Here is a 23,310-nt window from a genome sequence, read left to right on the forward strand (position 1 = left end):
GCCTATCGCCTGCTGGACCATGCCATCGGCAGTGAGGCGCAGCAGGCGATCGCCCTCTCGACCGGCCTCGGCATCGTCAATCAGGAGGCCGTCCTCAAGCTCGATGCCGCCGTCACCGCGCCCTGGCGCTATGACGCGCTGGACCGGCTGTTCGTGCGCGCGCCGCTCTATGACGGGGTGCCGCTGGAGGAGGATGGCGGCATCGCCAGCTATCGCGACTGGACCGCCGCCTGGGAGGATTTCAAGGCGGGCTGACGGGCGTCTCGCGGAGAGGCGCATACCCGAGCGGTCGCGAATGGTTCTCCAGCGCGGGCCGGTTTCGCCTCTCAGAACCGGTAGCGGATCCCCCAGGTGAAGGCGGTCGAGGCGTCGCTGGTGTTGTTGATCAGCCCGAACGCGCCGGAGCGGTGCTGCATGCGCATCACCAGCTCCGGGCCCGGATAGTCCGGGAGCGCAAAGGCGAATTCCACCAGCACGAAATTCAGCAGCGCGCTGGATTCGTTCTTGCCGTAGCGATCGGATTCGAGCTTCGGCGTCTCGCTCGCGATCGACAGCCCGTCGCCGGCGGCGAAGGAGGTGTCGATGAAGGAATCCCAGGGGAAGGTCTTCCAGCGCAGCATGAAGATGCTGTTGAACTCCCAATTGTCCTGGCCCTCGAAATGCTTCACCGCCTGCTGCTCGAACTCCAGGTCGAGATCGTCGGTGATGCCGACGAGGCGCTTGGAAACGCCAACACCGAACAAACGGTCGTCGCTAAGCCCCAGCTCGCCATGGAGCCAGATGTCGCTCGATTTGTTCGTGGTCAGCACCCCGCCGAAGCCGATAACGGACCAGCCGGACTCCCACCAGCTGTCATCGGCCAGCGCCGATGCCGGAGAAAGCAGGATGAGCAGGGTGGCGGCACATAAGGACGCTGCGACGAGCGTACGTCGGAAAAACTTCATCGCTGAATGATCCGCCGTCCGGCTGGAGCCGAACGCCGGGCTTCTTTCTGTGATTTCGAGGGAGGCGAGGCGATGGGTGGCGAGACGCCCGCAATCATTCAGGGCGACATTCGGGCTGCAGGGTCTGGACTCGGATCGCCTGTCGCATCCTGCGGGTTCATGGGGGCGAGTCTGCCTTCTTGGAAATCCGGGCCCGTTGTCGTCAAAACCGAGTGTGCGCGAAAAATGATCGCGCGGCGCGTGTTCTTTGCGCAAAAACGCGACCATGCGTCGCGCTGTTCCCTTTTTCGAGGGAAAACGGGCGCTTCGGGGGCTTTTGGGGGTGGATTTTCACGATACTGGGCCGGGAAGACGAGCGAAGCCTTGAAATTTCGGCACTTTGCCGCTATATGACCCGACAGATGCAACGTAAAAAGACGAGCGCCCGCAAAATTGGCGCTTCTGACGATCGGCGGCCTTCAGGAACCGACGTCACGAAAATCCGGGGTTCGACCCCGACTCCTTTCAAGAAATCCCCACTGCCGCAGAAGTTTCCGGTCCCCTCGGACGACGGCATTCTCGTCTGTCCCGTCGGCGGGGTCGGCCGCATCGGCATGAACTGGACCCTCTATGGGCATGCCGGCCGCTGGATCCTGGTCGATGCCGGATCGGCCTTCGTCAAGAACGCCAACGAGAATGGCTGCTTCATGCCGGACCCGCGCTCCTTGCGCGATGTCCTGCCGCGCCTGGATGGCCTCCTGGTCACCCACGCTCACGAAGATCATATCGGCGCGATCCACCATCTCTGGCCGAGGATCGGTTGCCCGATCTTCGCCACCCCCTTCGCCGCCACGCTGCTGAAAAGCCGCTTGGCCGAAAAGGGCGCCCAAGGCAAAGCCAAGTTCCGGATCTTCAAGCCGGGTGCCAGTTTCAAGGTCGGACCCTTCTCGATCGAGACGGTTCCCATCACCCACTCGGTGCCGGAATGCGTCGGCATGGCGATCGAGACCAAGGCCGGGCGGATCTTCCACACCGGCGACTGGAAGTTCGATCCGGATCCGCTGTTGGGCAACCCCACGGATTTCGCTCGGCTGAAACGCGTCGGTGACAAGGGCGTGCTGGCCATGCTCTGCGACAGCACCAATGCGGAGCGCGAGGCCGGCATCAGCTCGGAAGCCGAGGTGGCGAAGAATCTCGCGGAGGTCTTCCGGACCCGCCGCGGCAAGATCGCGATCTCCTGTTTCGCCACCAACCTGGCAAGGCTGACGGCGATCTGCCGGGCCGCCCGGATGACGGGCCGCAAGGTGGCGATCGCCGGACGTTCGCTGGAGAAGGCGGAAGCGGCCGGCCTCGAGGTCGGCCTGCTCGACGACCGCCATTCGATCCTTTCGGACAGCCGTCATCTCAAGGGCCTCGATCCGCATGAGATCGTGCTGGTCTGCACCGGCACGCAAGGCGAGGAACGAGCCGCCCTGGCCAAGCTGGCGCGCGGCGAGAACTGGCGCCTGCCCGATATCGGCCCCGGCGACACCGTCATCCATTCGGCCCGCGCCATCCCCGGCAACGAGGCGGCGATCGAAGAGGTCATGAGGTTGTTCAGGGCGCGTCACGTCGAGGTGCTGATGGGGCTGGATGGCGACAAGCCGCTCCACGTCACCGGCCACGCCTCGCGCGGCGAGCTCAAGACCATGTATGAGCTGATCCGCCCGCAATTCGCCGTTCCGGTCCATGGCGAGGATGCTCACCTCAAGGCGCATGGGGCGCTGGCGCTGGAATGCGGCGCCCGGACGGCGACGCTGACCGTGGAAGGTGATGTGCTGCGCGTGACGCGCAAGGGCGTCGAACAGGTGACGAAGATCCGCATCCGCCATCTGGCGGCGCTGGAATCCTCGGGCGAGAAGCTGGTGCCTTTCGAGGGGCGCGTCGGGATGATGGCCACGGCACCCGCGGCACCGGTCGCCAAGGCGCCGGTGATCGTCGTTCGGCGACAGGGCCGGGCCGCTCGCCTGGGCTCGCGAAGAGCCGCCTAGGCCTCGGGGCTCTTCGTCTCAAGACGAAGGGTGTCCACCGGTCATCCCGATGGACACCCTGGCAGGCCCTGGAGCACCGGGTCTGGCAGAAAGCCCCGGCTGGGGACGATCACGGACGTCCGAGGGCCTGCTTCACGCGGTCGCCGCGGACCACCTTGAGGATGATCTCGACCGGCGAGGTCGGCAGCGGATAGCGCTGGCTGCCCCGTTCGAGATTGTTGACCGCATAGTTCTTGCTGTTCCATTTCGCGAGCTCGTCATGTGCGGCCGCAGCGGCCGCCTCGTTGATTTCGAGCTCGTTCTCCGCATCGCTGACGAACTCGACCAGCATGCCGTTCGGATCGCGCACATAGAGCGAATAGCAGAATCCGTGATCGATGCCGCAATTCGCGAGTTCCAGCATGTCGAACCGCGTCTTCAAGGTCACGATGTCGTCGAAGTCGGGCACCGCCATCGCGATGTGATGGTCGATCCCGTCCGGCGGCAGGTTGGACGCGGGTTCCATGGCGTCGGGGAGGAACTGGAAGAAGGCCAGGCAGCCGCCGTCGCCCATCTCGAAGAAGCAATGCAGGAAGGGCGTCTCTCGTCCGGCGGTATGGGTTTTTTCCTTCAGTGCCGATACCAGCGGCATGCCGACGATATCCTCATAGAAATGCCGGGTGGCCTCCATGTCGTTGGTCCGCACGGCATGGTGATGCAGCCGGCGGATCCGGTTGCTGGCCCGGCGCGCACCGCGCGCGATCTGCAGCTGGGTCCGATGTTTCGAACCGGTCTTGTCGGTGCCTGTCACGATGGTCTCTAACGCACGCATGATGACGCTCCTCGTTCGTTGATCGACGATCGCAGGCTAGGAAGGCGGGACGACGGTAGCGTTTCGAGAAAGCCGTGAACGGGCTACGGCTGTAGTTCTCGTCGCATCCCCTGAATCGCAAAGGCCGCCCTTGCGGGCGGCCTTTGATCGCGATCGTGGATCGCGACTTGAGATGACCTTGGGGGCACAGCCATCTCAACGGTGGATGGCAAGCGCTGCCGGGTACCATTGGGAGTGACCCGGGCGTCGCGGTCCCACATGGAATTTGCGGGGCCCTTGCTACGGGGCTATTGCAGCGCGGGGGAGATTCGCTACGGCCGTAACATGCGCCACCGTTGTGGGGGAGCATCGTGCGTTAGCGCTCTCTTGCGGGTCGGCTGCTTTGGAATCGGTCCTTCGGGTCGGATTGCCGCTCGTCTCAGTGGGGAATCGAATCGATCAGCCGGCGCGTATAAGGATGTTTCGGCCGGCTCATGATCTCTTCCGTCGCACCCTCTTCGACAATCTCACCCAGATAGAGCACGTAAATCCGATCGGCAATCTGGCGCACCACGGCGAGGTCGTGGGTGATGAAGAGATAAGAAAGCCCCAATTCCTCCTGCAGGCGCTTGAAGAGATTCAGGATCTGCGCCTGGACCGAGACGTCGAGCGCCGAGACCGGCTCGTCGCAGACGAGGATCTTCGGCCCCACCGACAAGGCGCGGGCGATCGCCACCCGCTGGCGCTCACCGCCGGAGAGCGAATCCGGCCGGCGCTCTGAGTAAGCTGCCGGCAGGCCGACCTCCCTGAGGAGTTCGACAATACGGGCCTCGGCGCCTGCCAGCGCGTCCGGTCCCGTCGTGCGGATCGCTTCGGCCAGGCTGCGCCGGACCGAGTGGCGCGGATTGAGCGTCGAATAGGGATCCTGGAACACCATCTGGATCGTGCGGCGGACGGTGGCCCGGTCGGCGGGCGTCATGGCGGCGAAGCGCGAGGCCTGGATGCCGGCGATCTCGATCTGTCCGTCGCTCGCAGTCTCGAGCCCCACCAGGATGCGGCCGAGCGTGGTCTTGCCGGAGCCCGATTCTCCGACCAGGCCGACGCTCTCTCCGGGTTGCACCTCGATCGAGACACCTTTCAACGCCTGGACCGGCCGGCCGCGCCGCCCGAGGAAGGTCTTCACGGCGCCTCGGACCTGGACGATCGGCGGCGTGGCGGAAATCGGTGGGGCGGCCGCGGCGCTGGCCGCGACGATGGTACCGCGCAAAGTCTGCATTTCCGCGGCGATCTCCGGGCGGCGGATGCAGGCGGTCGAGCGGCCGGGCGTCCGTTCGACGAGTGCGGGTTTTGCCACACGGCATTTGTCCTGTGCCCAATCGCAGCGTTCGGCAAAGGCACAGCGATCGGCGACCGTATCCGCTCGCGGCACCTGACCGCGGATCGCGATCAGCTTCGGCACACGCCGGTCGGCCGGCGGCTCGGAGAGCAGCAAACCCAGCGTATAGGGGTGAAAGGGATCGCGCTGCACCGCCGCGGCATCGCCCACTTCCAGCAACGCCCCGGCATAGAGCACATGAATCCGGTCGCAGGCCGAGAAAGCCAGCCGCAGATCATGGGTGATCAGGATCAGGCTCATGCCACGCGCCTGTTGCACGCGTTTCAGCAGCTTGATGATCTCGGCCTGGGTTGTGACGTCGAGCGCGGTCGAGGGCTCGTCGGCGATCAGGAGCTCGGGATCGCGGGCCAAGGCCGCCGCGATCGCGACCCGCTGACACATGCCGCCGGAAAGCTGGAATGGCATGCGCTCGGCGACATCGGGGTCGGCGATGCCGACTTCCGCCAGGCGCCGGGCCACTTCCTTCTTCAGTGCGGCCCGGCCGCGAAAGGCCGGATCGAACCGCAGCATCTCTTCGATATGGGCCCCGCATTTCATCAGGGGGTTCATCATCGTGAAGGGATCCTGCAGCAGCATCGAGATGCGCCGGCCCCGCAAGCCTCGCATCGCTCGCTCCGGCAATGAGCCAAGATCGACCCCGTCATAGACGATGCCGCCCGTGGCCGACACCCCGGCCGGCAGCAGCCGCACGATCGCCTTTGCTGTCAGCGACTTGCCCGAACCGGACTCGCCGACGATGGCCACGGTCTCGCCGCGGCCGACATGGAGATCGGTACCGATCGTGATGGCGCGCCCGCTGGCGGCGATCGAGAGATTGCGGATGGCGAGCAGCGGCGCGGGGGCCGGCGGCGTCAGGGGTTCGGCGCTCATTTCGTCAATCGCTCGAACAGCCAATCGCCGATCAGGTTCATGCTGACGGCTGTCAATATGATCATTCCCGCCGGCAGGAGGAGGCCCACCGGGTTGCTGAAGAGGATGTTGCGATTCTCGAACAGCATGCGTCCCCAATCGGGCGTGCCCGGCTGTACGCCGAGACCGAGGAAGGAGAGGCCTGCCAGATTGACGAGCGCGAAGGCGAAATCCAGCACTACGTAAGCGAGGATCAGCGGCAGGATGTTCGGCAGGATATGCACGAAGAGGATCCGCCGCTTGGAGACGCCCAGCGCGCGGGCTGCGTCGATATAGGGCAGGGGCCGCTGTTCCAGCACGGCACTGCGCACGATCCTTGTGTCGGGCGCGGTGAAAAGGATGATCAGCACCAGCACCGCGGTCCAATAACCGCCGCCGACGACGCCGACCACCACGATCGCCACCAGCGGCCCGGGCAGGGCCAGCATGAAATCGACCCAGCGCATGATCGCGATATCGACCAGGCCGCCGAGATAGCCGGAGAGCAGGCCGAGGAGCGTGGCGATGGCGAAAGCGCCGGCCGCGACCAGGATCGGCCCCACCAGGGCGGTCCTTGCCCCATGGATGACGCGCGAGAGCACGTCGCGCCCGAGGAGATCGGTACCGGCGAGGAACTCGGCCGAAGGCGGCTTGTCGCCGACCTCCAAACGCTGGGTGAAGGGCGAATCCGGCGCGATGCTGGAACCGAAGATCGCGCAGAGGATGACGATCGCGACCAATGCGAAACAGAGCAGCAGCGGCACGGTCAGGCCGTGTCGGCGCAAACCGGTGCGCGTCCGGAGCAAGTCCGCCGGCATGGTCATGACTCGACCTTGCCGAAGCGGATGCGCGGGTCGATCAGCGTATAGACGATGTCGATCGCGAGATTGATGAGCACGACGAAGCAGGAAAAGACCAGGGTCGTGCCTTGGATCAGCGGGATGTCGCGTTTCTGCACGGCCTCGACCGTCAGCGAGCCCAAACCTGGCAGGGCAAAGGTCACTTCGACATAGATGGCGCTCGCCAGCAGCCCGACCACGACCAGCCCGGCGGCGGTTACGACGGGAATGAGGGCGTTTCGCAGCACATAGCCGAAGACGATGCGCGAGGCGCTCAACCCCCGCGCTCGGGCGAAGGTGACATAGTCGCGGTCGAGCTCCTCGATCATGGAGGCGCGGGTGATCTTGACGACGATCGCCATCACCGAAAGGGCGAGCGCCAGGGCCGGCAGGGTCAGATGCCAGAGCCGGTCGCCGAAGCCCTCGCGCCCGGCGCCGAAGGTCGGGAACCAGCCCAGCACCACGCCGAAGAAATAAAGCAGGAAGATGCCGGTGACGAAGGCGGGCGAGGAGATGCCGAATACGCCGAACATGACCATCGCTCGGTCGAGGCGGGTGCCGCGGCGCAGGGCCGCGATCATCCCGAGCGTCACGCCGAAGACGAGGACGATGGCGGTGCCGATCAGGCTCAGGAACGCCGTGACGCCGGCCCGCTCCTTGATCGCGCTCAGCACCAGCCGGTTGCCGTTGATCGAGCGGCCGAGATCGCCCTGCAGCACCTGCCAGAGCCATTTGCCGTACTGCACGAAGAAGGGATCGTTCAGGTGATATTTCTCGCGCAACGCCGCCAGCGTGGCCGGATCGGAGGCGCGGGTGCCGAGCAGGGCTCGCACCGGATCGCCCGGCGCGATATGGACCAGCGCGAAGACGCCCAGCGAGATGATGAGCAGGAGGGGAATGGCGACGGCCAACCGTTCCAGGATCAGCCGGGCGATCCCGGAGCCTTTCATCGGCCCTGCTTCCGGTCGGGCCTCAGGAACCGGCCGAACCAGGCGACGCTCCGGCGCCAGGCATCGAGCCGATGCGCGCGCTCGCGATTGCCATGTCCTTCGCGCGGATAGGCGACCAGCTCGGTCTCGACGCCATGCTCGCGCAGCGCGCTGTGGAACTCCTGGCCCTGGCCCAGTGGCGTGCAGCGATCCTCGACGCCATGGAGGATCAGCGTCGGCGTGGTCGGCTTGTCGAGGCGGAACAGCGGCGAGCGCTCGATCGCCAGCTTGCGGAATCGCTCTTCCGTCAAGGGCCCGCCGACGATGTATTCGCCGAAATCATGATTGCAGGAATAATGGCAACTCCATTGATTGGCGATGCCGGAGACCATCACTGCCGCCTTGAAGTGGTCGGTCGTGGCGACGGCCCAGGCGGTCATGTAGCCGCCATAGCTGCCGCCAGTGATGCCGAGTTTCATCGGGTCGGTGAAGCCCTGGGCGACGCACCAGTCGATGCCGGCGAGGATGTCGTCGAACTCCGCGCCGCCGGGATCGCCGATATTGAGTTTCGAGTAGGGTTGGCCCCATCCGGTATTGCCGCGATAGTTCGGCAGGAAGACAACATAGCCGGCCGCTGCCAGCGGCAGCGCGTAACCGGGATTGAAGGCGTATTTGGCCGACCAGGTCGGTCCGCCATGGATATCGACGATCGTCGGCAAAGGCCCGGAGGGACGGTCCGGCGGCAACAGGACCAGCGCTTCCAGATCGAGGCCATCCTTGCCCTTCCAGCGCGCCTCGCGCACCTCGGGATAACCCGGATAGTCCCGCATGATCGCCGCATTGATCGTGGTCAGCGGCTTCCACCCGACATTGGAGCCCGACTTCCACGCTGCTGTCTTGAAGACGATCTCCGGTGGCGCGCCGACAGCCTCGCGAATACCGGCAAGGCCCTTATTGTCGGGCGTGGGCGTGACGGAGGCCAGGAAGCTGGTGGGTCCGACGACGGCATCTTCGCGTTCGATCCATTCGATGCTGCCGTCGCGCCGGACGACGCCATGATTCGAGCCCAGCCGCGACCAACCGGCGAACCACAGGCTCTCATCGTCCCGCCATTGCAGGCTGCTGATGTTGGTCTCTCCATCGGCAGCGAGTGTGACGATCTGGCCGGTGGCGAGCACGAGCAGCCGCATCTCGCCCGCCACCAGGCCGCGGTCGCTCGACCAGCCTTCCAGAAATGCGACATGCTTGCCGTCGGGCGACACCGCCGGGCCCTGCAGCTGCCAGCGCGAGGAATACAGGACTTTCACCGAGCGCGGGTCGAAGTCGATGCGGGCGAGCTTGGCATGATACCAGCCTCGTTCGCTGGGATCCTCGGAGATCAAGGCAATGGCGCTGTCGGCGCCCAGCAGATCGAACTCCCAGACCGCCTGGTCCCTCGGGCCGATCTCGACCGTGTCGCCGTCGGCGACGCGCACCCGGAACAGCCGGCGCCGCGCCTTCGCGGCGTTGGTCACCGCGGGGTCTTCCATGCCGTCCCACCAGATCCGGACCGCGCCGCTGGTCGCGGCATGGTCGAGACCGCGATCGGCCGCCATGGCGATCAGGAATTTCGCGTCCGCGCTCCAGCGCAGTGCCTCGATCGTGCCGGGGATCCGGCCCAGCGGGCGGGCTTCGCCCCGCTCGAGTAGAAAGAGATCGGCCTTGCCCTTGACGGCGCGATCCGAAGTGAAGGCGAGCCGGTCGTCGAGCGGCGACCAGGCAGGCTGGTCGTCGTTGCCGGGCCCATGCGTCAGTTGTTTCGCGCCGCCATCCAGCGTGAAGCGCCAGATCCGGCTCTGATAACTTTTCCCCGCTTCGCGTGTCGCCGGGCTGACGGTTGCCGCCAGCGTGCGGCCGCTGCGGTGGAAAGAGAGACCCGAAGGGAGCTTCACCCGGTCGAGACGCTCCAGCACCTGCGCAAATCGAACGGTTGCGGCCGGTTCCATGGCGATTGCGATCCGATTCTGTAACGGCGGCAAGGCGAGGCTCGCCATGCCGAGGGACGGGAACGGGACCGCGGATGCGCCACGGTCCCGCCGGTGCCGTGGTTCTTCTTACTTCAAGCCGAAACCCCGGATCGCCCAAGGGATGTTGTACCAGAAGGCGGTATAGCCGGTGAGCTTGTACTTCTTGTTGATCGCCATGGCGGAGGCCGGCCAGAACACCGGCACCAATGCCACATCCTCGTTGGCGATCTTGAACACCTGCTTCAGCGCTTCGGCTCGCAGCTTGGCATCGCCTTCGCTGTTCGCGGCGTCAAGCGCCTTGTCGACATCCGTATTCTTGAAGTTGGACCCGTTCATGCCGTCCTTCGCGGCATTGGCGCTATCGAAGAACAGATAGGGATAGTTCGCCGGATCGGCGAAGTCCGGGTAATAGGCCATGATCTGCATCCCGAGATCCTCATGGCGGAAATAACCCGACAGCCAGGTGTTGTCGTCGACTTCCTGCACTTTCATGGTGATGCCGATCTGCTTCAGATTCTCGGCGACGCTCTGCAGGATGTTGATCATGTAGGGATCGGCGGTCGACCCCGGCACGGTGATCTCGAAGCCGCTCGCATGCGCCGACTGCGCGAGCTCCGCCTTCGCCTTCGCCAGGTCGAACTGATAACCCGGCAGGGTCGCGTAGAACGCCTTGACCGCGTCGACCGGAAGGACGCCGGACCAGATCTCCGGCGGATTGAGCGCAGTCGCGGCCTCGCCATTGCCCTTCAGCAGCGCCTTGACCAGGCCCTCGCGATCGACCGAATAGGCGATTGCCTTGCGCACATGGACGTCATCGAAGGGCGCCTTGGAATGATCGAGCGTGATGGCGAACATGCCCAGCGACGGTGCCGTGATGACATCGACATTGCCCAGCGCCTTCCATTGGTCGATCTCCGAGATCGCCAGGTCGAAAGTGCCGTCGATATCGCCGTTCTTCATGGCGAGGAGGCGGGTCTGATGGTCGGGGATCGAGGTGAAGACGATGCGCTTGGCGACCGGCTTCGCGCCCCAATAATCGTCCCGCGCCTCGAGCACGGCGCGTTCGGCCGGCGAGAACTCAACCAGCTTGTAGGGTCCCGTTCCGAGAACCAACATGTCCGGCCCGCCCAGATCCTCGATCTTGCCCTCGAGCTGGCTCTTCTTGAAGAGGAAGCCCGCCATATGAGCCGCGGTATACTGGAACTGCACGTTCGGCGATTTCAGCTTCACGGTGATCTCACTGGGCCCCGAGGCGGATACCGTGTCCACCGAGCTGAAGAAGGCCGCGAGCTGCGAACCCGAATTCGGGTCCATGTGGAATTTGTAGGAGGCGATCACGTCGTCGGTCGTCAGCGGGCTGCCGTCACCGAAGGTGACGCCTTTGCGCAGGCTGTAGACATAGGTGGTGGGATCGGTCTGCTTCCAGGAATCCGCCGAGGCCGGTTCCAGGCCGAGATCGTCGCCGAAAGCGAGCAAGCCCTCCTGCACCAGCGACATGATGGCGCCGACATAGGTGCTCCAGGCCCGCGGCACGAACATCGTGTCCTTGACCGAGGGCAGGCCCCAATGGATCTCGTCGATCATGTCCGCTGCCAGCGCGCTGCCCATCTTGCCCGTGAGCGCACTCAGCAAAGCCACCGACGCCGAGCCGCCGGCCAGAAACAGTCGTCGCGTAAGTCCCGCCTGCATCTCTGCCTCCCTGGGTTTTAGCCGTGCCGTGTTCTTCATATATTATATATCATCGACCTTATTCTCTGTTGCCGGTTGAGGCGAAGTCAACTCATTCAAGCCAATGACAAGATCGTCATCCCCCGATTGGGCGAGCCGGTCTGTCACAATCGCCCGCCGGTCGTAAGCCGGGGACGTCATGGGAGGAAACTCGATGGATAGGACGGCAGGGCGCGACCGGGTGGTCGCCACCTTCTCGATCGTCGCGGCGGACCTCGCCGGCGGCGAATTCGGCATCGCGGTCGCATCGAAGTTCCTGGCCTGCGGCGCGGTCGTGCCCTGGGCCAGCGCCGGTGCGGGGGCGGTCGCGACGCAATCTTATTCCAATACCGCTTTCGGGCCGGATGGCATCCGCATGATGCGCGCGGGGCTTTCCGCAGAGCAGGCGCTGGAAAAGCTGATCGCCGAGGACGCGGGACGCGACCTGCGCCAGGTGGGGATGGTGGATGCGCAGGGCCGGGCCGCGGCCCATACCGGTGCCGGCTGCCATGCCTGGGCGGGTCATCGTGTCGGTCATGGCTTCGCCTGCCAGGGAAACATCCTGGCCGATCCGGAGGTTGTCGCCGCCATGGCGAGCCACTTTGAGGCCGCGGACGGCGCCTTGTCGGACCGGCTGTTGAAGGCGCTCATCGCTGGCGACAACGCCGGCGGCGACCGCCGCGGTCGTCAGGCTGCCGCCCTCTATGTCGTGCGCGACAAAGGCGGTTATGGCGGCATGAACGACGTGCTGGTCGATCTCCGGGTCGATGACCATCCCGATCCGATGAAGGAGCTTGCGCGCCTGGTCGAGCTGCACCGGCTCCATTTCGGATCGAGCCCGGCCGGCGAAAAGCTGGCCATCGACCGGCCGTTGCTAGCCGAGCTGCAGCGTATGATGCAGCGGCAGGGGATCTATGACGGTGCGGATCGTGGCGATTGGGACGAGGCGACGGCGAAGGCGTTGGACGCCTTCATCAGCGCCGAGAACCTCGAGGAGCGGGTGGATTTCCCCGGCCGTACCATCGATCGGCCCGCTCTGGATTTTCTTCGCGCGAGCTTCCCGAGTGCGGTCCGGTAGAGAAGGCGGGGCTACCGGTCGAGCTGCTCGGCCTGGGCGCGCGTGATCTCGGCGCCGAACAGCAGGATCTGCGCGGTGTAATTGACCCAGAGCAGGATGACGACGAAGGCCCCGGCCACGCCATAGCTCGCGGCGAAATTGCTGGTGCCGATATAGACGCCGATAGCGAACTTGCCGATCGTGAACAGGAAAGCCGTCGTCATCGCGCCGATCCACACATCCCGCCAGGCAATGTCGACGTCCGGCAGGATCCTGAAGACCATGGCGAACAGAACCGTCATCACGATCAGCGAGAAGACGAAGCTCACGGCCCACAAGATGGCATCGAACATCGGGAAAGCGCTGGCGATGTAGTCGTTCCAGGCGGCCAGGACCGCACTGATGGCCAGCGACGTCGCGAGCAGGAAGCCCATCACGGCGATCAGCGCCAGGCTGAGCAGCCGCCGGCGGATGAGCGTGGCGATCGGGCCTTCCTTCAGCGGCGGCGCCTTCCAGATGATATTGAGCGCGGATTGGATCTCTCCGACCGCACCGGTGGTCGCGAATATCAGGGCGCCCCCGCCGATGATCGCCGTCAGGGTGCCGGACCCCTTCTCGCTGGCGCTCACGATCAGGGCCTGCAGTGCGGTAGCGGCGGTTCGGCCGATCAGGCCGCTCACTTCCGAGAGGATGGCGCCCTGGGCGGCCTCACGGCTGAAAAAGAGAGCGGCAATGGCGATGACCAGGATCAGGAGGGGGACCAGCGAAAGCGCCGTGTAATAGGCGATGGCGGCGCCCATCGAAGGGCAGCGGTCGTCGAGCCAGCCGAGCATGGCCGATTTGAGGATACGCCAGATTTGCCTGGCCGGGACGGTCATAGGCCCAGATGCCTCGATGATTGCTTGCCGGGAGCATAGCGATAAACGGTCTGGAGAATCGACCCGTTCCGATCGCGGGGGGCGGCCTTCGTTGCGCCGCGACAAGGAGATAGGGGACGGGGCGGGCCACGTCCGGCGGCGGGGCCGGTCCTCCGGGCAATGGCAGAACGGGAGATCGGCTCCTTCATAGGGATGCAGTCCTGGCCAGGACTCGCCCTTGCGGAGGCTCTGCTTTGGTAGCAATCTCCGCATAAGGGGCGATGTCCGGCGCGGCCGCCGGTAAGAAATAATTCATAGTGCAATTTTGCCGCGACGGCCGGCCGGGATCGCCGGACGCCGGCGGGGCCCGATCTTGCCTGCCATCACCGATTGCCGAGACAAATCGATTTTGAACAGGTGTCTCTTGGAGGATGCCGTCAGTTCATTGAATCGAGTGCCGGCCTCGCTGCCGGGCGCCGTTCCGCTCGAAGCGGGCGATCCGGCGCCGCCCGTGGGTGCCCTCGACGAGACGGGGACGCCGGTTTTCACCCATGCCGATCTCGTGACGGGGCGACCGCTTGTCCTGCTGTTCTGTCCCGCCGACGGCGATTCCCTGCAGGAGACGCTGATCGCCTTTCGCGATCGCGGGGCGGATTTCGCAGGGCTCGACGCGCTGCTCTTCGCCTTCAGCCGGATGGCGCTCGAAGCGAACCGGGCGACCCACGCCGCGCTGCAGCTGCCCTTCAAGCTGATGAGCGATCCCACGGGTAACATCCACGAAATCTATGGCGCGGAGGCGGCGCTGCTCGCGGTCATCCTCGATCGCAATCATCGGATCGCCCGCATCCTGCGCGCGCCCTCACCCGCGGCGCTGGCCGATTCTGTGCTTGCCTGTCTGCGCGCCGGTTTTCCGCCGCGCGGGCTGCGGGTACAGACGCAAGCCCCTATCCTGCTGTTGCCGCGCGTGCTGGGCGAGGCCGACTGCGCCCGCCTGGTCCAATTGTTTCACCGGCCGGTGAACGCATGGCGGTCGGACGGTTTCCATAGCGAGGGGCACGATCGGGAAACCGGCGACTTCAAGGTCGATCATGCCGGCGCCTATGGCCAGCTCACGGAGTATGTGGTGCGCGAGCCGGGCGCCCAGAAATTCCTCGACCATTGCTTCAACCGCCGCGTCGCCCGCGAGATCCGCAAGGCCTTCCAGACCCGTGTCGGCCAGCGCGAGGATTACCGCATCGCGCGTTACGATTCGGCATCGGGCGGCGTGCTCCGTGCGCATCGTGACAATGCCACCAAGGAAACCGCGCATCGCCGCTTCACCATGACCATCAATCTCAATGCCGGCGATTACGAGGGCGGCGCGCTGCGCTTCCGCGAATATGGCGACCATTATTACGAGGTCGAGCGTGGCACCGCCGTCATCTGGTCCGCCACGCTGCTGCATGAGGTGATGCCCGTGACGAAGGGTGCCCGTTTCGTGCTGGGCGTGCATATGTACGGCAATTGAGGAGAAGGTCCGCCGTTCTCGGCAGATGTTCGATTGGCGCGGCATGGAGAAAGGCGGAGGATTCCGTGCGACATAAGAGGGGTCGGAAATCTCGATATCCGCTCGTTCGGCGCTCGCCACATTCCTGCTCATCGGCTTTCCGGTGCCGTCCGCTGGCACAGTAGCAGATGAATTCAGCTGCACTCGCTACCGCGTGGCCGTCTATGCGGCTGCTTTCTTGATTCGGGCGAACCAGCCCAATAGTGCCAGGACTTGGTCTTCGTTCAACTTCGACATGCGGCCCATGGCGTCGATGACACGCCGGGCATCCGGTCGTCCCATGATCTTCGATAACAGCGGGAGCGTTTCGCGCCGCCCCAACTCGACGTTGTCCGGGGATGACAGCACCACGGCCGCGCTCCCCACGACGAAGTTCCTGGCACGCTCCTCGAAACGGAAATCCGAGTGCCAGTCGAGAGGATGATGCTTGCCGTCGGCCTGCACGATGATGTTTCCCGTCACCCGGCCATCATTGGCGGCGACCAGCCGGTTTTCGGGGAAGCGAGCATAGGCGGTCCACGCATCGATCTTCTCGGCCACCTGCAGGCCGCCAATGACATATTGCCGGGCACCGGTCACCTTGCCGCTGACGATAAAGATCCAGTCTCCGATCGCCACGGCCCGGCGGATGTTGGGCATGCAGGGCCCCAGCGTCGGCGGTTCCCCAAATGTCGGATCGGCGAGGTTGCCGCGGAGCATGGGATCGACGCCGGTTCCCGTGATGTAAATGTAGCCTTTCATCGATTGCCCATCTGGTGGTGGCTGGCGCTTCGCAGCTTACCACCGTCATCTGATCCGCCACGCTGCTGCATGAGGTTATGCCCGTGACGAAGGGCGCCGCTTCGTGCCCGGCGCGAATATGTACCGGAAATGACGGCGTCGGCATCAGCCGGCCGTGAGCTACTTTGGGGCAGGATCGATCTGCACAGTGGCGGTCATGTCGGCCACCAGCCGCACGCCCTCCGGGACCTGGTCGATATGGATTCGCACCGGGACGCGCTGGGTGATGCGAACCCAGGTGAAGATCGGGTTCACCGAGGCGAATCCCGATGAGTCCGGCTGTGCGTTCGCCACATCGATGCCCCGGGCGACGCTGTCGACATGGCCCCGAAGGGTCTGGCTGAAGCCCATCAGCTTGATGGTCACCGGATCGCCGTCGTGAATCTGCTCCAGATTGGTCTCCAGGAAGTAGCCATCGATCCAGAAGGAGTCGGAGTTGACCACGGTGATGCTCTTGTCGAATGCGAGGCGGTGAAGCACCACGAACTCCATATGCGCTTGATGGAAACTCCCCTGGAAAAAGAGGATCCCATGGGGCTCTCACTGGGCAGCCGGGACCAAGGCGGCCCTCAGCTTCCGATCCTGCGGTCCCCAGGCTTCCGGGGGCGCCGAGGCCGAGCACAGCCTCCGGGCCCGGACGGACGGTCCTACAGGGACGAAGCACCGAATCATGGCACCCAGGGTGTGCCTTGCCATGCGCGAGAACCGGGACTTATGCTCAGACCGGAACGGGGGGCGACGCGCGGCTCGTAAATCCCGACAATGCGCTACGGCGCTCCCTTAGCTGACGGCTCTCCTGCGCAAACAAGCTGACCTGTCGTGATTTTCGCCGAGGAGGCGGGACGCCCATGGACGGCCGGACTGAGATCGAGAAGTCGCCCGCTCGCACTGTCGAGACCTGCGATGTCCTCATCATCGGCGCGGGCATCTCGGGGATCGGCGCCGCCTATCATCTGACGCAGCAATGCCCCTCGACGAGATTCGTCATTCTCGAGGCCCAGGAAAGTTTCGGCGGCACCTGGCGCACCCACCGGTTTCCCGGGATTCGTTCCGACAGCGACCTCTACACCTTCGGCTATCGCTTCAAGCCCTGGATCGGTCCGCCGATCGCGACCGCGGACAGGATCCTTGCCTATATGGGCGAGGTCATCGCCGAGAATGACCTCGGCGGGCATATCCGCTATCGGCACGCCGTCTCGACGGCCAGCTGGTCGAGCGAGAGCAACCGGTGGACGGTGACCTGCCGTCGCGGCGATACGGGCGAGGCCGTCGCCTTTACCGCGAAGTTCCTGTGGATGTGCCAGGGCTACTACAATCACGCGGAAGGCTATATGCCGACATGGCCCGGCATGGAGCGCTTCGGGGGTCCGATCATTCACCCGCAGAACTGGCCCGAGGATCTCGACTACAGGGGAAAGGAAGTCGTCGTCATCGGCTCCGGCGCGACCGCGGCCACGATCATCCCCGCCATGGCGCCGGACTGCCGCCACATCACCATGCTGCAGCGCTCGCCGACCTATTTTCATGCCAGCCCCAACACGATTCCGCTGGCCGACGAGCTGCGGCGATTGGAGATCAAGGAGGCGTGGATCCACGAGATCGTCCGACAGAAGATCCTTCACGACGATGCCGCGTTCGAGCGCCGGACCTTCGACGAACCGGAGATCGTCAAGGCGGAGCTGCTGGGTGTCATCCGCGCCCATCTCGGCGAGGACTACGACGTCGATACCCATTTCACGCCCCGTTACCGCCCCTGGCGGCAGCGGCTGGCTGTCATTCCGGAGGGCGACCTCCTCAAGGCCATCCGCGCCGGCAAGGCCTCGGTGGTCACCGACGAGATCGACAGCTTCACCGAGACGGGCATTATCCTGAGATCCGGCCGGGAACTCGCCGCCGACATCGTCGTGGCGGCCACGGGTTTGACTCTCTGCGTCTTCGGCGATATCGAATTCGTGGTCGATGGCAAGCCGCTGGACTTCGCGGACACGGTTGGCTTTCACGGCATGATGTTCACCGGCGTGCCCAACATGGCCTGGGTGTTCGGCTATATCCGGTCGAGCTGGACGTTGCGTGCCGATCTGATCTCGGACTTCGTCTGCCGCCTGCTCAATCACATGAAGGACGAGGGGTACGAGAAGGTCGTTCCGAAGCTTCGGTCCGAGGACGCGGCGATGCGCGTTGGGCCCTGGGTCGAGCCGGAGAACTTCAACGCCAACTACATCCTGCGCAGCCTGCATCTCCTGCCGAAATGCGGCGACAAGCCGGAATGGCAGCACAGCCACGACTACTGGATCGACAAGGACCGCTTGCCCGCGATCGAGGTGAGCCACAGCGCCTTGATCTATTCTTGAGGCGAGGTTAGGGCCCGCCTGGTCCCCCGCTTTCTCAAGGAAGGCCATGTCCGCCGCTCGTTGCGGCGGCGACTACTTGCAGTCCACATCGCGAAACTGCTTCAAAAGCCACTCTTGAAGCTTGAGCACTTGCCGATCGCTCGAGCGCGCCCGGCGGTACGCCAGATACCATTCGCCTTCCTGGGCGCTTGGTGAGCCAACCGGCGTCACGAGCCGCCGGGCTTTCAAATCCTCTCTGACGATGAACTCCGGTACGACTAGGAGGCCCTGACCATCGACCGCGGCTTCGATCGCAAGAAGAAAACTGTCGAACTGTTCCGAACTGGCGAAATGGACTGCCGACAATCCATTTTTGTCCTGCCACTGCCTCCAGTCGCCCGACAGCTTTGCGACCTCGATCTTGCGAAATGAGCCCAGCCTGTCCGGTTTGACGAGCGCGGCGATTTCCGGACTGCAGACCAGCACCGTCCCGGCCTTGCCAAGCCGTTCGTATCTGACCTCGTCCGAATGAGGTGCCACGGCATAGACCAGCCCGACATCGGCGCGGCTGGGATCGAAATCCCAGTTCATGATCGTGCTGTCCAGATCGATCGCCATGTCCGGCACCGAGACACGAAGGCTCGCCAGGCGCGGAATCAACCATCGCACCGCGACCGTCACATAAACCTGGAGGCGCAGCTTCCTCTGCAGACGTTGGCCCGCTCCGACCAGCGCAATTCCTTCGAGGATCTTCTCGAGACCCTCGCGGACATGATGCTGCAGCAGCTCTCCTTCGGGCGTGAGATCGATGCCGCGCGGCGTTCGTTGGAACAGCCTCGTGCCCAGTATCCGCTCAACGGACGCAATCTGATGGCTGACGGCGGACTGCGTAACCCCGAGCTCGCTCGCCGCCCGGCTGAAGCTAAGCATTCGCGCTGCGCATTCGAAGGTTCGAAGGGCGTTTAGAGGGACCCGCACCCCATGAGAATAATTCATATGGCCTTGAGAAACAATACTTTGACGCTTCCGCGGGGGCTCAGGCTTGTTGATGCAGGCAATTTCAGAGGTGACCCATGTCCCGCACGTCAATGTCCCGGCGCAACTTCGTCCTGCTCTCCGCGGCGGCGGGAATGGTGTCCTCGCTGGCTCTATCCGATCGCGCGAGCGCGGCGCCAAAACGGGGAGGCAGCCTACGAGCGGGGCTGGCCCACGGTTCCACCACCGACATCCTCGACCCGGCGCAATGCGACAACGGCTTCACCCAGACACTCGCCTACGCGCTGTTCAACGGCCTCACGGAAGCCAGTGCGAGCGGCGACCTCGCGCCCGGGTTGGCCGAGAGCTGGGAACCCAGCGCCGATGCGCGGACGTGGCATTTCAAGATCAGGCAGGGCGTCACTTTCCACAACGGGAAGACCCTCGGGACGGCGGATATTCTCGCCTCGCTGAACCGGCATCGCAGCCCGGACAGCACGTCGGGAGCGAAGGGAATTGTCGAGCAGATCGAGGATATCAAGGCGGATGGCCCTGATGGCGTGACGTTCGTGCTGAAAAGCGGGAACGCGGATTTTCCCTACGTTCTTTCCGATTTCCACCTCGGAATTCTGCCCTCGACGGACGGGAAGGTGGATTCCACGTTCGCCATAGGCTGTGGCAGCTACGAGCTGGTCAAATTCGTGCCCGGTATCCAGGCCCAGCTGCGCCGAAACCCGAATGACTGGAACAGCGAGCGCGGCTTCTTCGATGACGTCCAGCTTCTCACCATTCTCGATGCTTCGGCGCGGACCAGTGCGCTGATCAGCGGCGACATCGACGTGATGAGCAACTGCGACCTTAAAACGGTCAAACAGCTCGGCTCGAATCCCCGCATCCGCGTCGAACAGACATCGGGAACGCAGCACTACTCGTTCGACATGTTCACCGATCAGGCCCCTTACGACAGCAATGACGTCAGGATGGCCCTCAAATACGCTGTCGATCGCAAAGAGATGATCGACAAGATCCTGAATGGCTACGGGTATGAAGGCAACGACCACCCGATCGGAAAGTCGGACCGGTTCTTCGCAGCCGATCTGGAGCAGCGCAGCTACGACGCCGACAAGGCGAAGTACCATCTGAAGAAGGCGGGCATCTCCGAGCTGAAAGTGAGCCTGAGCTGTGCGGACGCGGCCTTTGCCGGCGGTGTCGATGCGGGGCAGGTCTATTCCGAGTCGGCGAAGAAGGCCGGCATAACATTGAAGGTCATTCGTGAGCCGAATGATGGCTATTGGTCCGACATCTGGCTGAAGAAGCCCTGGGTCGAGGTCTATTGGGGCGGACGCCCGACGGCCGATTGGACCTTCACGACCGCTTATGCCGCGGGAGTTCCCTGGAACGACACCCACTGGAACAATGAACGGTTCAACGCGCTGCTGGTTCAAGCGCGCGGCGAGCTCGACGATGACAAGCGGCGCGGTATGTATGCGGAGATGCAAAAACTCGTGCGGGACGACGGCGGCGCGGTCATCCCGATGTTCGCGAACTACGTGTTTGCGACCAGCGACAAGATTGCGCACCCGGAGAAGATGGGATCGGACTGGGATATGGATGGGCTGAAGTTCTTCGAGCGGTGGTGGTTTGTCTGACCTTCCGGCCGGCGATGCAAGAGCATTGGGCAAGCCGGGCGGCACGCAACGCCAGCGAGATTCTTCGAGGGACCCGGGACGTCCGGGCGGTTGCCGCTGCGAAGGCGATGAGTGAAACACCCTCGGACTTCATAGCCGGGCAGCGCGCCGGTCCGAAGGGAATGGCTTTTCTGCCAGGCGCCGTGGCGGAGGCCGCGAGGCGGTTCGATCTGCCTTGGGAGGAGATCCTGACCGGACCCTGGACATCGGGCTCGGTCTCGTTACCCGCGGAATTCGAGCAGCATTCGGCCGTGTTGGAGCTCGCCGGTCCCGACGGAATCGCGGTCTGCCGCAGCTTTCGATGGGGGCTATATCTGCAGTCGCCCGCCGCCTTCTATCCTCCCCACGCTCACGAAGCGGACGAGCTCTATCTGGTGTTGAGCGGGGTGGGGAGCTGGCAGCAGGATTCCGGGCCTCCGGAGAACAAAGCACCCGGTTCGCTCATCTATCATGCGCCGAATGTGCTTCATTCGATCCGATCGGCCGAGCAGCCGATGCTGGCGCTTTGGCTCTGGACGGGAAACATCGACTACCAAACCTATCGGCTCGCCTAGTTGCGGCGGGATACCCGATCGTCGCCTCGCCTCGTTGCGGATTCAAAGCCGGGCGGAGGTCCGGATGTTACGGATTGGCGCGAGGACTGAAGGGGCTACTGCGGCTCGCTCAGGCGGGCCGCGGCGAGCGCCAGGACGCGGGCGATCCCGAGGGCTTCCTCCTCGCCGTCGGGGCTTGCGAACTGCCGGGCGCCCTCGTCGGTATGAAAAGCCCATCCGCCCGGCCGGCCGATGCCGATCAGGGCCGCAGGGACCCGCTGCGAGATATTGCCGAAATCGGTGGCGAAGGGGAGGGGCGGCGGATCCTTCACGAAGTCGCGGCCCGCGGCCTTGAAGGCCTCCGCGACCGCCGACGTCACGCGGTCGTTGGGTCGAACGCCGCACACGACTCGCCCCTCGGACCATTGCGCCCCAGTCAGGGCGTCGCGCAGGGGCTTCGCGGCCTTGGCGAGCCCCGCTTCATCGTCGGCGAAGAGCAGGAAGCTCGCCGTCAGCACCAGGCCGGCGCCTTCCTCGATGTCGCCGTGAAAATGCACATCCTCGGCGATGACGCGATCCGGCTCGACCTGGTCGAGGACCGCGGTCAGGCGGCGCAGGGCGGCCATCGGTTCCGTCACGACGCCTTTGCGCAGCGAGCGCAGGCCTGAAACGGTCGCCTGGTCCCGGCGCATCCACAGCGAGGCCTTCGAGACCGTGTTGATGAACTCCGGATGCGCATAGAGCGCCGCGTCGATCCCATCCCAAAGCCCGGCCGCGGCGGAGAGGGCCTTGCCACCGCCGCGCGCGACGCTCCCGGGGGCATGGATCTCGTCGGCGGGACAGCCGAACAGGACGATCTTGCCCGCAAGGCGGTCGCGGAGGCCGGCCAGCGCCAGGGCCGCGGCGGTCGTGCCGCCGGAGATCGGCCCGTGCCCGCAGGAATGAACAGCCTCGATGCTGCCGTTCGCGCGCACGGCGGGCACCGCATCATAGAGCACGACGATGCCGACCGAACGGCCCGGCCGCGCGCCGGTCAGGGTGGCGCGAAACGCCGTCTCCATGCCGCCCACGCCGCGCTCGACCTGGAAACCGCCGCTCGCGAGCGTTCCCGCGATATGCGCCGACGACGCGCGCTCCTCATGACCGAGCTCGGGATGAGCATGCACGAAGCGCAAAACCTCGACCGCGGTGCCGGCCTGCGCGTTCACCGCCGAGATGATGTCCTTGTCTGCGATCATGACCCTGCCTCGTTGCGGGTTCAAAGTCGGGCGGAGGTCCGGATGACCAACTCGCCCGGAATGCGTATCGTCTTGCGTTGAGGCTCCTTGCCTTGCATCTGGCCGAGAAGGAGCGAGATCGATTCCGCGACCATCTTCTCGACCGGCTGTCTTACGGTGGTCAGGTTGTAGCTCGGCCAGGAGGCTTCCGGGATATCGTCGAAACCGACGATCGAGACATCGCCGGGCACATCCAGCCCCAACCCATGGCGGGCGGCCTCGAGCACGCCCAGGGCCGCGATATCGCTGATGCAGAAGATCGCTTCCGGACGGCGCTTTCTTTTCAACAGGCTCATTCCCGCCGCAAAGCCGCCTTCATAGCTGTTGAGGCCGCCTTCCTCGTCGAAGCTTTTGACGCCGGCCTTGCGCAGCGTCTCCGCAAAAGCGCTGCGCCGCTCGATATGGGTCGATGTATCGGCCTGTCCGCCGACGAGACCGAAGCGGCGGTGGCCTGCCTTCAACAGGCGTTGCGCCACCAGGCGCGCGGCCGGCTCGTTGGCGCAGCAGACCGAGTTGACCTGACCTTCATAGATCGCGCGGTTGAAGACCAGGGTCGGCATCCCTTCGGACCTCAACATCCGCGCCATCTTCGATGAGATGGTCGCCGAGGCGATGATGACGCCGCCGACGTGATACTGGAGCACTTCCGGCAGAACGGCATCCACGTCCTGACCCTTGGGAAAACTGAACAGAAGAACCCGCATCCAGATTTGCTTCAGCACTTCCCTAAACTAGATCAAAAACTTCTATTAAAAACTG

20 protein-coding genes are annotated in these 23,310 nt (G+C 64.5%); 7 read left to right on the forward strand and 13 right to left on the reverse strand.

Translation table 11 applies throughout. The features are described 5' to 3' along the window. Positions 1-255 (forward strand): hypothetical protein (locus tag ACREE8_RS01825; protein WP_431571267.1); only part of this gene is annotated, 255 nt, incomplete at its 5' end. 71 nt (positions 256-326) lie between these two features. Here the strand turns inward: ACREE8_RS01825 and ACREE8_RS01830 are convergent. Continuing rightward, a complete protein-coding gene (locus tag ACREE8_RS01830; protein ID WP_431571268.1) occupies positions 327-944 on the reverse strand; it encodes a hypothetical protein in 618 nt (205 codons plus the stop codon). Between the two features lie 593 nt (positions 945-1,537). Between ACREE8_RS01830 and ACREE8_RS01835 the strand changes: the two genes are divergently transcribed. Beyond that, on the forward strand, positions 1,538-2,953 hold the full coding sequence (locus ACREE8_RS01835; RefSeq protein WP_431571269.1) for a ribonuclease J: 1,416 nt from the start codon (positions 1,538-1,540) through the stop codon (positions 2,951-2,953). A gap of 109 nt (positions 2,954-3,062) precedes the next feature. Here ACREE8_RS01835 and ACREE8_RS01840 read toward each other — a convergent pair whose 3' ends face one another. From ACREE8_RS01840 to ACREE8_RS01865, 6 genes are all read right to left on the reverse strand, one after another. Further along, positions 3,063-3,764, reverse strand: a complete 702-nt coding sequence (locus ACREE8_RS01840; RefSeq protein ID WP_431571270.1) for a VOC family protein — start codon at positions 3,762-3,764, stop codon at positions 3,063-3,065. Positions 3,765-4,182: 418 nt separating this feature from the next. Continuing rightward, positions 4,183-6,009 carry a dipeptide ABC transporter ATP-binding protein gene (locus tag ACREE8_RS01845; protein WP_431571271.1) on the reverse strand — a complete coding sequence of 609 codons (1,827 nt, stop codon included), beginning with the start codon at positions 6,007-6,009 and terminating at the stop codon, positions 4,183-4,185. Further along, a complete protein-coding gene (locus tag ACREE8_RS01850) occupies positions 6,006-6,845 on the reverse strand; it encodes an ABC transporter permease (RefSeq protein WP_431571272.1) in 840 nt (279 codons plus the stop codon). The genes ACREE8_RS01845 and ACREE8_RS01850 overlap by 4 nt, the downstream gene beginning before the upstream one ends. 2 nt (positions 6,846-6,847) lie before the next feature. Then, entirely contained in the window at positions 6,848-7,816 is a 969-nt protein-coding gene (locus tag ACREE8_RS01855; protein ID WP_431571273.1) for an ABC transporter permease, read from the reverse strand. Then, entirely contained in the window at positions 7,813-9,780 is a 1,968-nt protein-coding gene (locus tag ACREE8_RS01860) for a prolyl oligopeptidase family serine peptidase (protein ID WP_431571274.1), read from the reverse strand. The genes ACREE8_RS01855 and ACREE8_RS01860 overlap by 4 nt, the downstream gene beginning before the upstream one ends. A gap of 108 nt (positions 9,781-9,888) precedes the next feature. Further along, positions 9,889-11,490 carry an ABC transporter substrate-binding protein gene (locus ACREE8_RS01865; RefSeq protein ID WP_431571275.1) on the reverse strand — a complete coding sequence of 534 codons (1,602 nt, stop codon included), beginning with the start codon at positions 11,488-11,490 and terminating at the stop codon, positions 9,889-9,891. A gap of 193 nt (positions 11,491-11,683) precedes the next feature. Here ACREE8_RS01865 and ACREE8_RS01870 point away from each other — a divergent pair, with 193 nt between their 5' ends. Continuing rightward, positions 11,684-12,586, forward strand: a complete 903-nt coding sequence (locus ACREE8_RS01870; protein ID WP_431571276.1) for a DUF1028 domain-containing protein — start codon at positions 11,684-11,686, stop codon at positions 12,584-12,586. A gap of 11 nt (positions 12,587-12,597) precedes the next feature. Here the strand turns inward: ACREE8_RS01870 and ACREE8_RS01875 are convergent, their stop codons facing one another. Continuing rightward, positions 12,598-13,443, reverse strand: coding sequence for a YihY/virulence factor BrkB family protein (locus tag ACREE8_RS01875; protein ID WP_431571277.1), 846 nt, complete (start codon positions 13,441-13,443; stop codon positions 12,598-12,600). 433 nt (positions 13,444-13,876) lie between these two features. Here ACREE8_RS01875 and ACREE8_RS01880 point away from each other — a divergent pair, with 433 nt between their 5' ends. Continuing rightward, complete coding sequence (locus tag ACREE8_RS01880) at positions 13,877-14,929, forward strand: 2OG-Fe(II) oxygenase (RefSeq protein WP_431571286.1); 1,053 nt, start codon at positions 13,877-13,879, stop codon at positions 14,927-14,929. A 201-nt stretch (positions 14,930-15,130) separates the two neighbouring features. Here the strand turns inward: ACREE8_RS01880 and ACREE8_RS01885 are convergent, their stop codons facing one another. Together ACREE8_RS01885 and ACREE8_RS01890 are read right to left on the reverse strand one after the other, a co-directional pair. After that, the gene (locus tag ACREE8_RS01885) at positions 15,131-15,709 is read right to left on the reverse strand and encodes a hypothetical protein (RefSeq protein WP_431571278.1); all 579 of its coding nucleotides are present in this window, start codon (positions 15,707-15,709) and stop codon (positions 15,131-15,133) included. A gap of 159 nt (positions 15,710-15,868) precedes the next feature. After that, a complete protein-coding gene (locus tag ACREE8_RS01890) occupies positions 15,869-16,228 on the reverse strand; it encodes an HlyD family secretion protein (protein ID WP_431571279.1) in 360 nt (119 codons plus the stop codon). A gap of 368 nt (positions 16,229-16,596) precedes the next feature. Between ACREE8_RS01890 and ACREE8_RS01895 the strand changes: the two genes are divergently transcribed. Further along, on the forward strand, positions 16,597-18,099 hold the full coding sequence (locus ACREE8_RS01895; RefSeq protein ID WP_431571280.1) for a flavin-containing monooxygenase: 1,503 nt from the start codon (positions 16,597-16,599) through the stop codon (positions 18,097-18,099). A gap of 72 nt (positions 18,100-18,171) precedes the next feature. On the opposite strand, the gene ACREE8_RS01900 is transcribed toward ACREE8_RS01895, so the two are convergent. Next, a complete protein-coding gene (locus ACREE8_RS01900; protein WP_431571281.1) occupies positions 18,172-19,074 on the reverse strand; it encodes a LysR substrate-binding domain-containing protein in 903 nt (300 codons plus the stop codon). Between the two features lie 77 nt (positions 19,075-19,151). On the opposite strand from ACREE8_RS01900, the gene ACREE8_RS01905 reads away from it, so the two are divergent. After that, positions 19,152-20,702, forward strand: coding sequence for an ABC transporter substrate-binding protein (locus ACREE8_RS01905; protein ID WP_431571282.1), 1,551 nt, complete (start codon positions 19,152-19,154; stop codon positions 20,700-20,702). Between the two features lie 161 nt (positions 20,703-20,863). Continuing rightward, positions 20,864-21,295: a dimethylsulfonioproprionate lyase family protein gene (locus ACREE8_RS01910; protein WP_431571283.1), complete on the forward strand. Its 432-nt coding sequence runs from the start codon at positions 20,864-20,866 to the stop codon at positions 21,293-21,295. 95 nt (positions 21,296-21,390) lie between these two features. On the opposite strand, the gene ACREE8_RS01915 is transcribed toward ACREE8_RS01910, so the two are convergent. Beyond that, on the reverse strand, positions 21,391-22,512 hold the full coding sequence (locus ACREE8_RS01915) for a M20/M25/M40 family metallo-hydrolase (RefSeq protein WP_431571284.1): 1,122 nt from the start codon (positions 22,510-22,512) through the stop codon (positions 21,391-21,393). Positions 22,513-22,532: 20 nt separating this feature from the next. Beyond that, positions 22,533-23,255, reverse strand: a complete 723-nt coding sequence (locus ACREE8_RS01920; RefSeq protein ID WP_431571285.1) for a substrate-binding domain-containing protein — start codon at positions 23,253-23,255, stop codon at positions 22,533-22,535. Positions 23,256-23,310 lie beyond the last annotated feature (55 nt).

Origin of the sequence: Hypericibacter sp. (genome assembly GCF_050729195.1) — a bacterium.
Classification (GTDB): Bacteria; Pseudomonadota; Alphaproteobacteria; order Dongiales; family Dongiaceae; genus Hypericibacter.

Excerpts from the sequence above, each read along its gene's own strand:
- ACREE8_RS01875 (WP_431571277.1), bottom strand. The coding sequence starts at position 13,443 with ATGACCGTCCCGGCCAGGCAAATCTGGCGTATCCTCAAATCGGCCATG.
- ACREE8_RS01900 (WP_431571281.1), bottom strand. The coding sequence starts at position 19,074 with ATGAATTATTCTCATGGGGTGCGGGTCCCTCTAAACGCCCTTCGAACC.
- ACREE8_RS01855 (WP_431571273.1), bottom strand. The coding sequence starts at position 7,816 with ATGAAAGGCTCCGGGATCGCCCGGCTGATCCTGGAACGGTTGGCCGTC.
- ACREE8_RS01885 (WP_431571278.1), bottom strand. The coding sequence starts at position 15,709 with ATGAAAGGCTACATTTACATCACGGGAACCGGCGTCGATCCCATGCTC.
- ACREE8_RS01865 (WP_431571275.1), bottom strand. The coding sequence starts at position 11,490 with ATGCAGGCGGGACTTACGCGACGACTGTTTCTGGCCGGCGGCTCGGCG.
- ACREE8_RS01905 (WP_431571282.1), top strand. The coding sequence starts at position 19,152 with ATGTCCCGCACGTCAATGTCCCGGCGCAACTTCGTCCTGCTCTCCGCG.
- ACREE8_RS01860 (WP_431571274.1), bottom strand. The coding sequence starts at position 9,780 with ATGGAACCGGCCGCAACCGTTCGATTTGCGCAGGTGCTGGAGCGTCTC.
- ACREE8_RS01835 (WP_431571269.1), top strand. The coding sequence starts at position 1,538 with ATGAACTGGACCCTCTATGGGCATGCCGGCCGCTGGATCCTGGTCGAT.
- ACREE8_RS01910 (WP_431571283.1), top strand. The coding sequence starts at position 20,864 with ATGGCTTTTCTGCCAGGCGCCGTGGCGGAGGCCGCGAGGCGGTTCGAT.
- ACREE8_RS01915 (WP_431571284.1), bottom strand. The coding sequence starts at position 22,512 with ATGATCGCAGACAAGGACATCATCTCGGCGGTGAACGCGCAGGCCGGC.
- ACREE8_RS01845 (WP_431571271.1), bottom strand. The coding sequence starts at position 6,009 with ATGAGCGCCGAACCCCTGACGCCGCCGGCCCCCGCGCCGCTGCTCGCC.
- ACREE8_RS01830 (WP_431571268.1), bottom strand. The coding sequence starts at position 944 with ATGAAGTTTTTCCGACGTACGCTCGTCGCAGCGTCCTTATGTGCCGCC.
- ACREE8_RS01895 (WP_431571280.1), top strand. The coding sequence starts at position 16,597 with ATGGACGGCCGGACTGAGATCGAGAAGTCGCCCGCTCGCACTGTCGAG.
- ACREE8_RS01870 (WP_431571276.1), top strand. The coding sequence starts at position 11,684 with ATGGATAGGACGGCAGGGCGCGACCGGGTGGTCGCCACCTTCTCGATC.
- ACREE8_RS01840 (WP_431571270.1), bottom strand. The coding sequence starts at position 3,764 with ATGCGTGCGTTAGAGACCATCGTGACAGGCACCGACAAGACCGGTTCG.
- ACREE8_RS01920 (WP_431571285.1), bottom strand. The coding sequence starts at position 23,255 with ATGCGGGTTCTTCTGTTCAGTTTTCCCAAGGGTCAGGACGTGGATGCC.
- ACREE8_RS01850 (WP_431571272.1), bottom strand. The coding sequence starts at position 6,845 with ATGCCGGCGGACTTGCTCCGGACGCGCACCGGTTTGCGCCGACACGGC.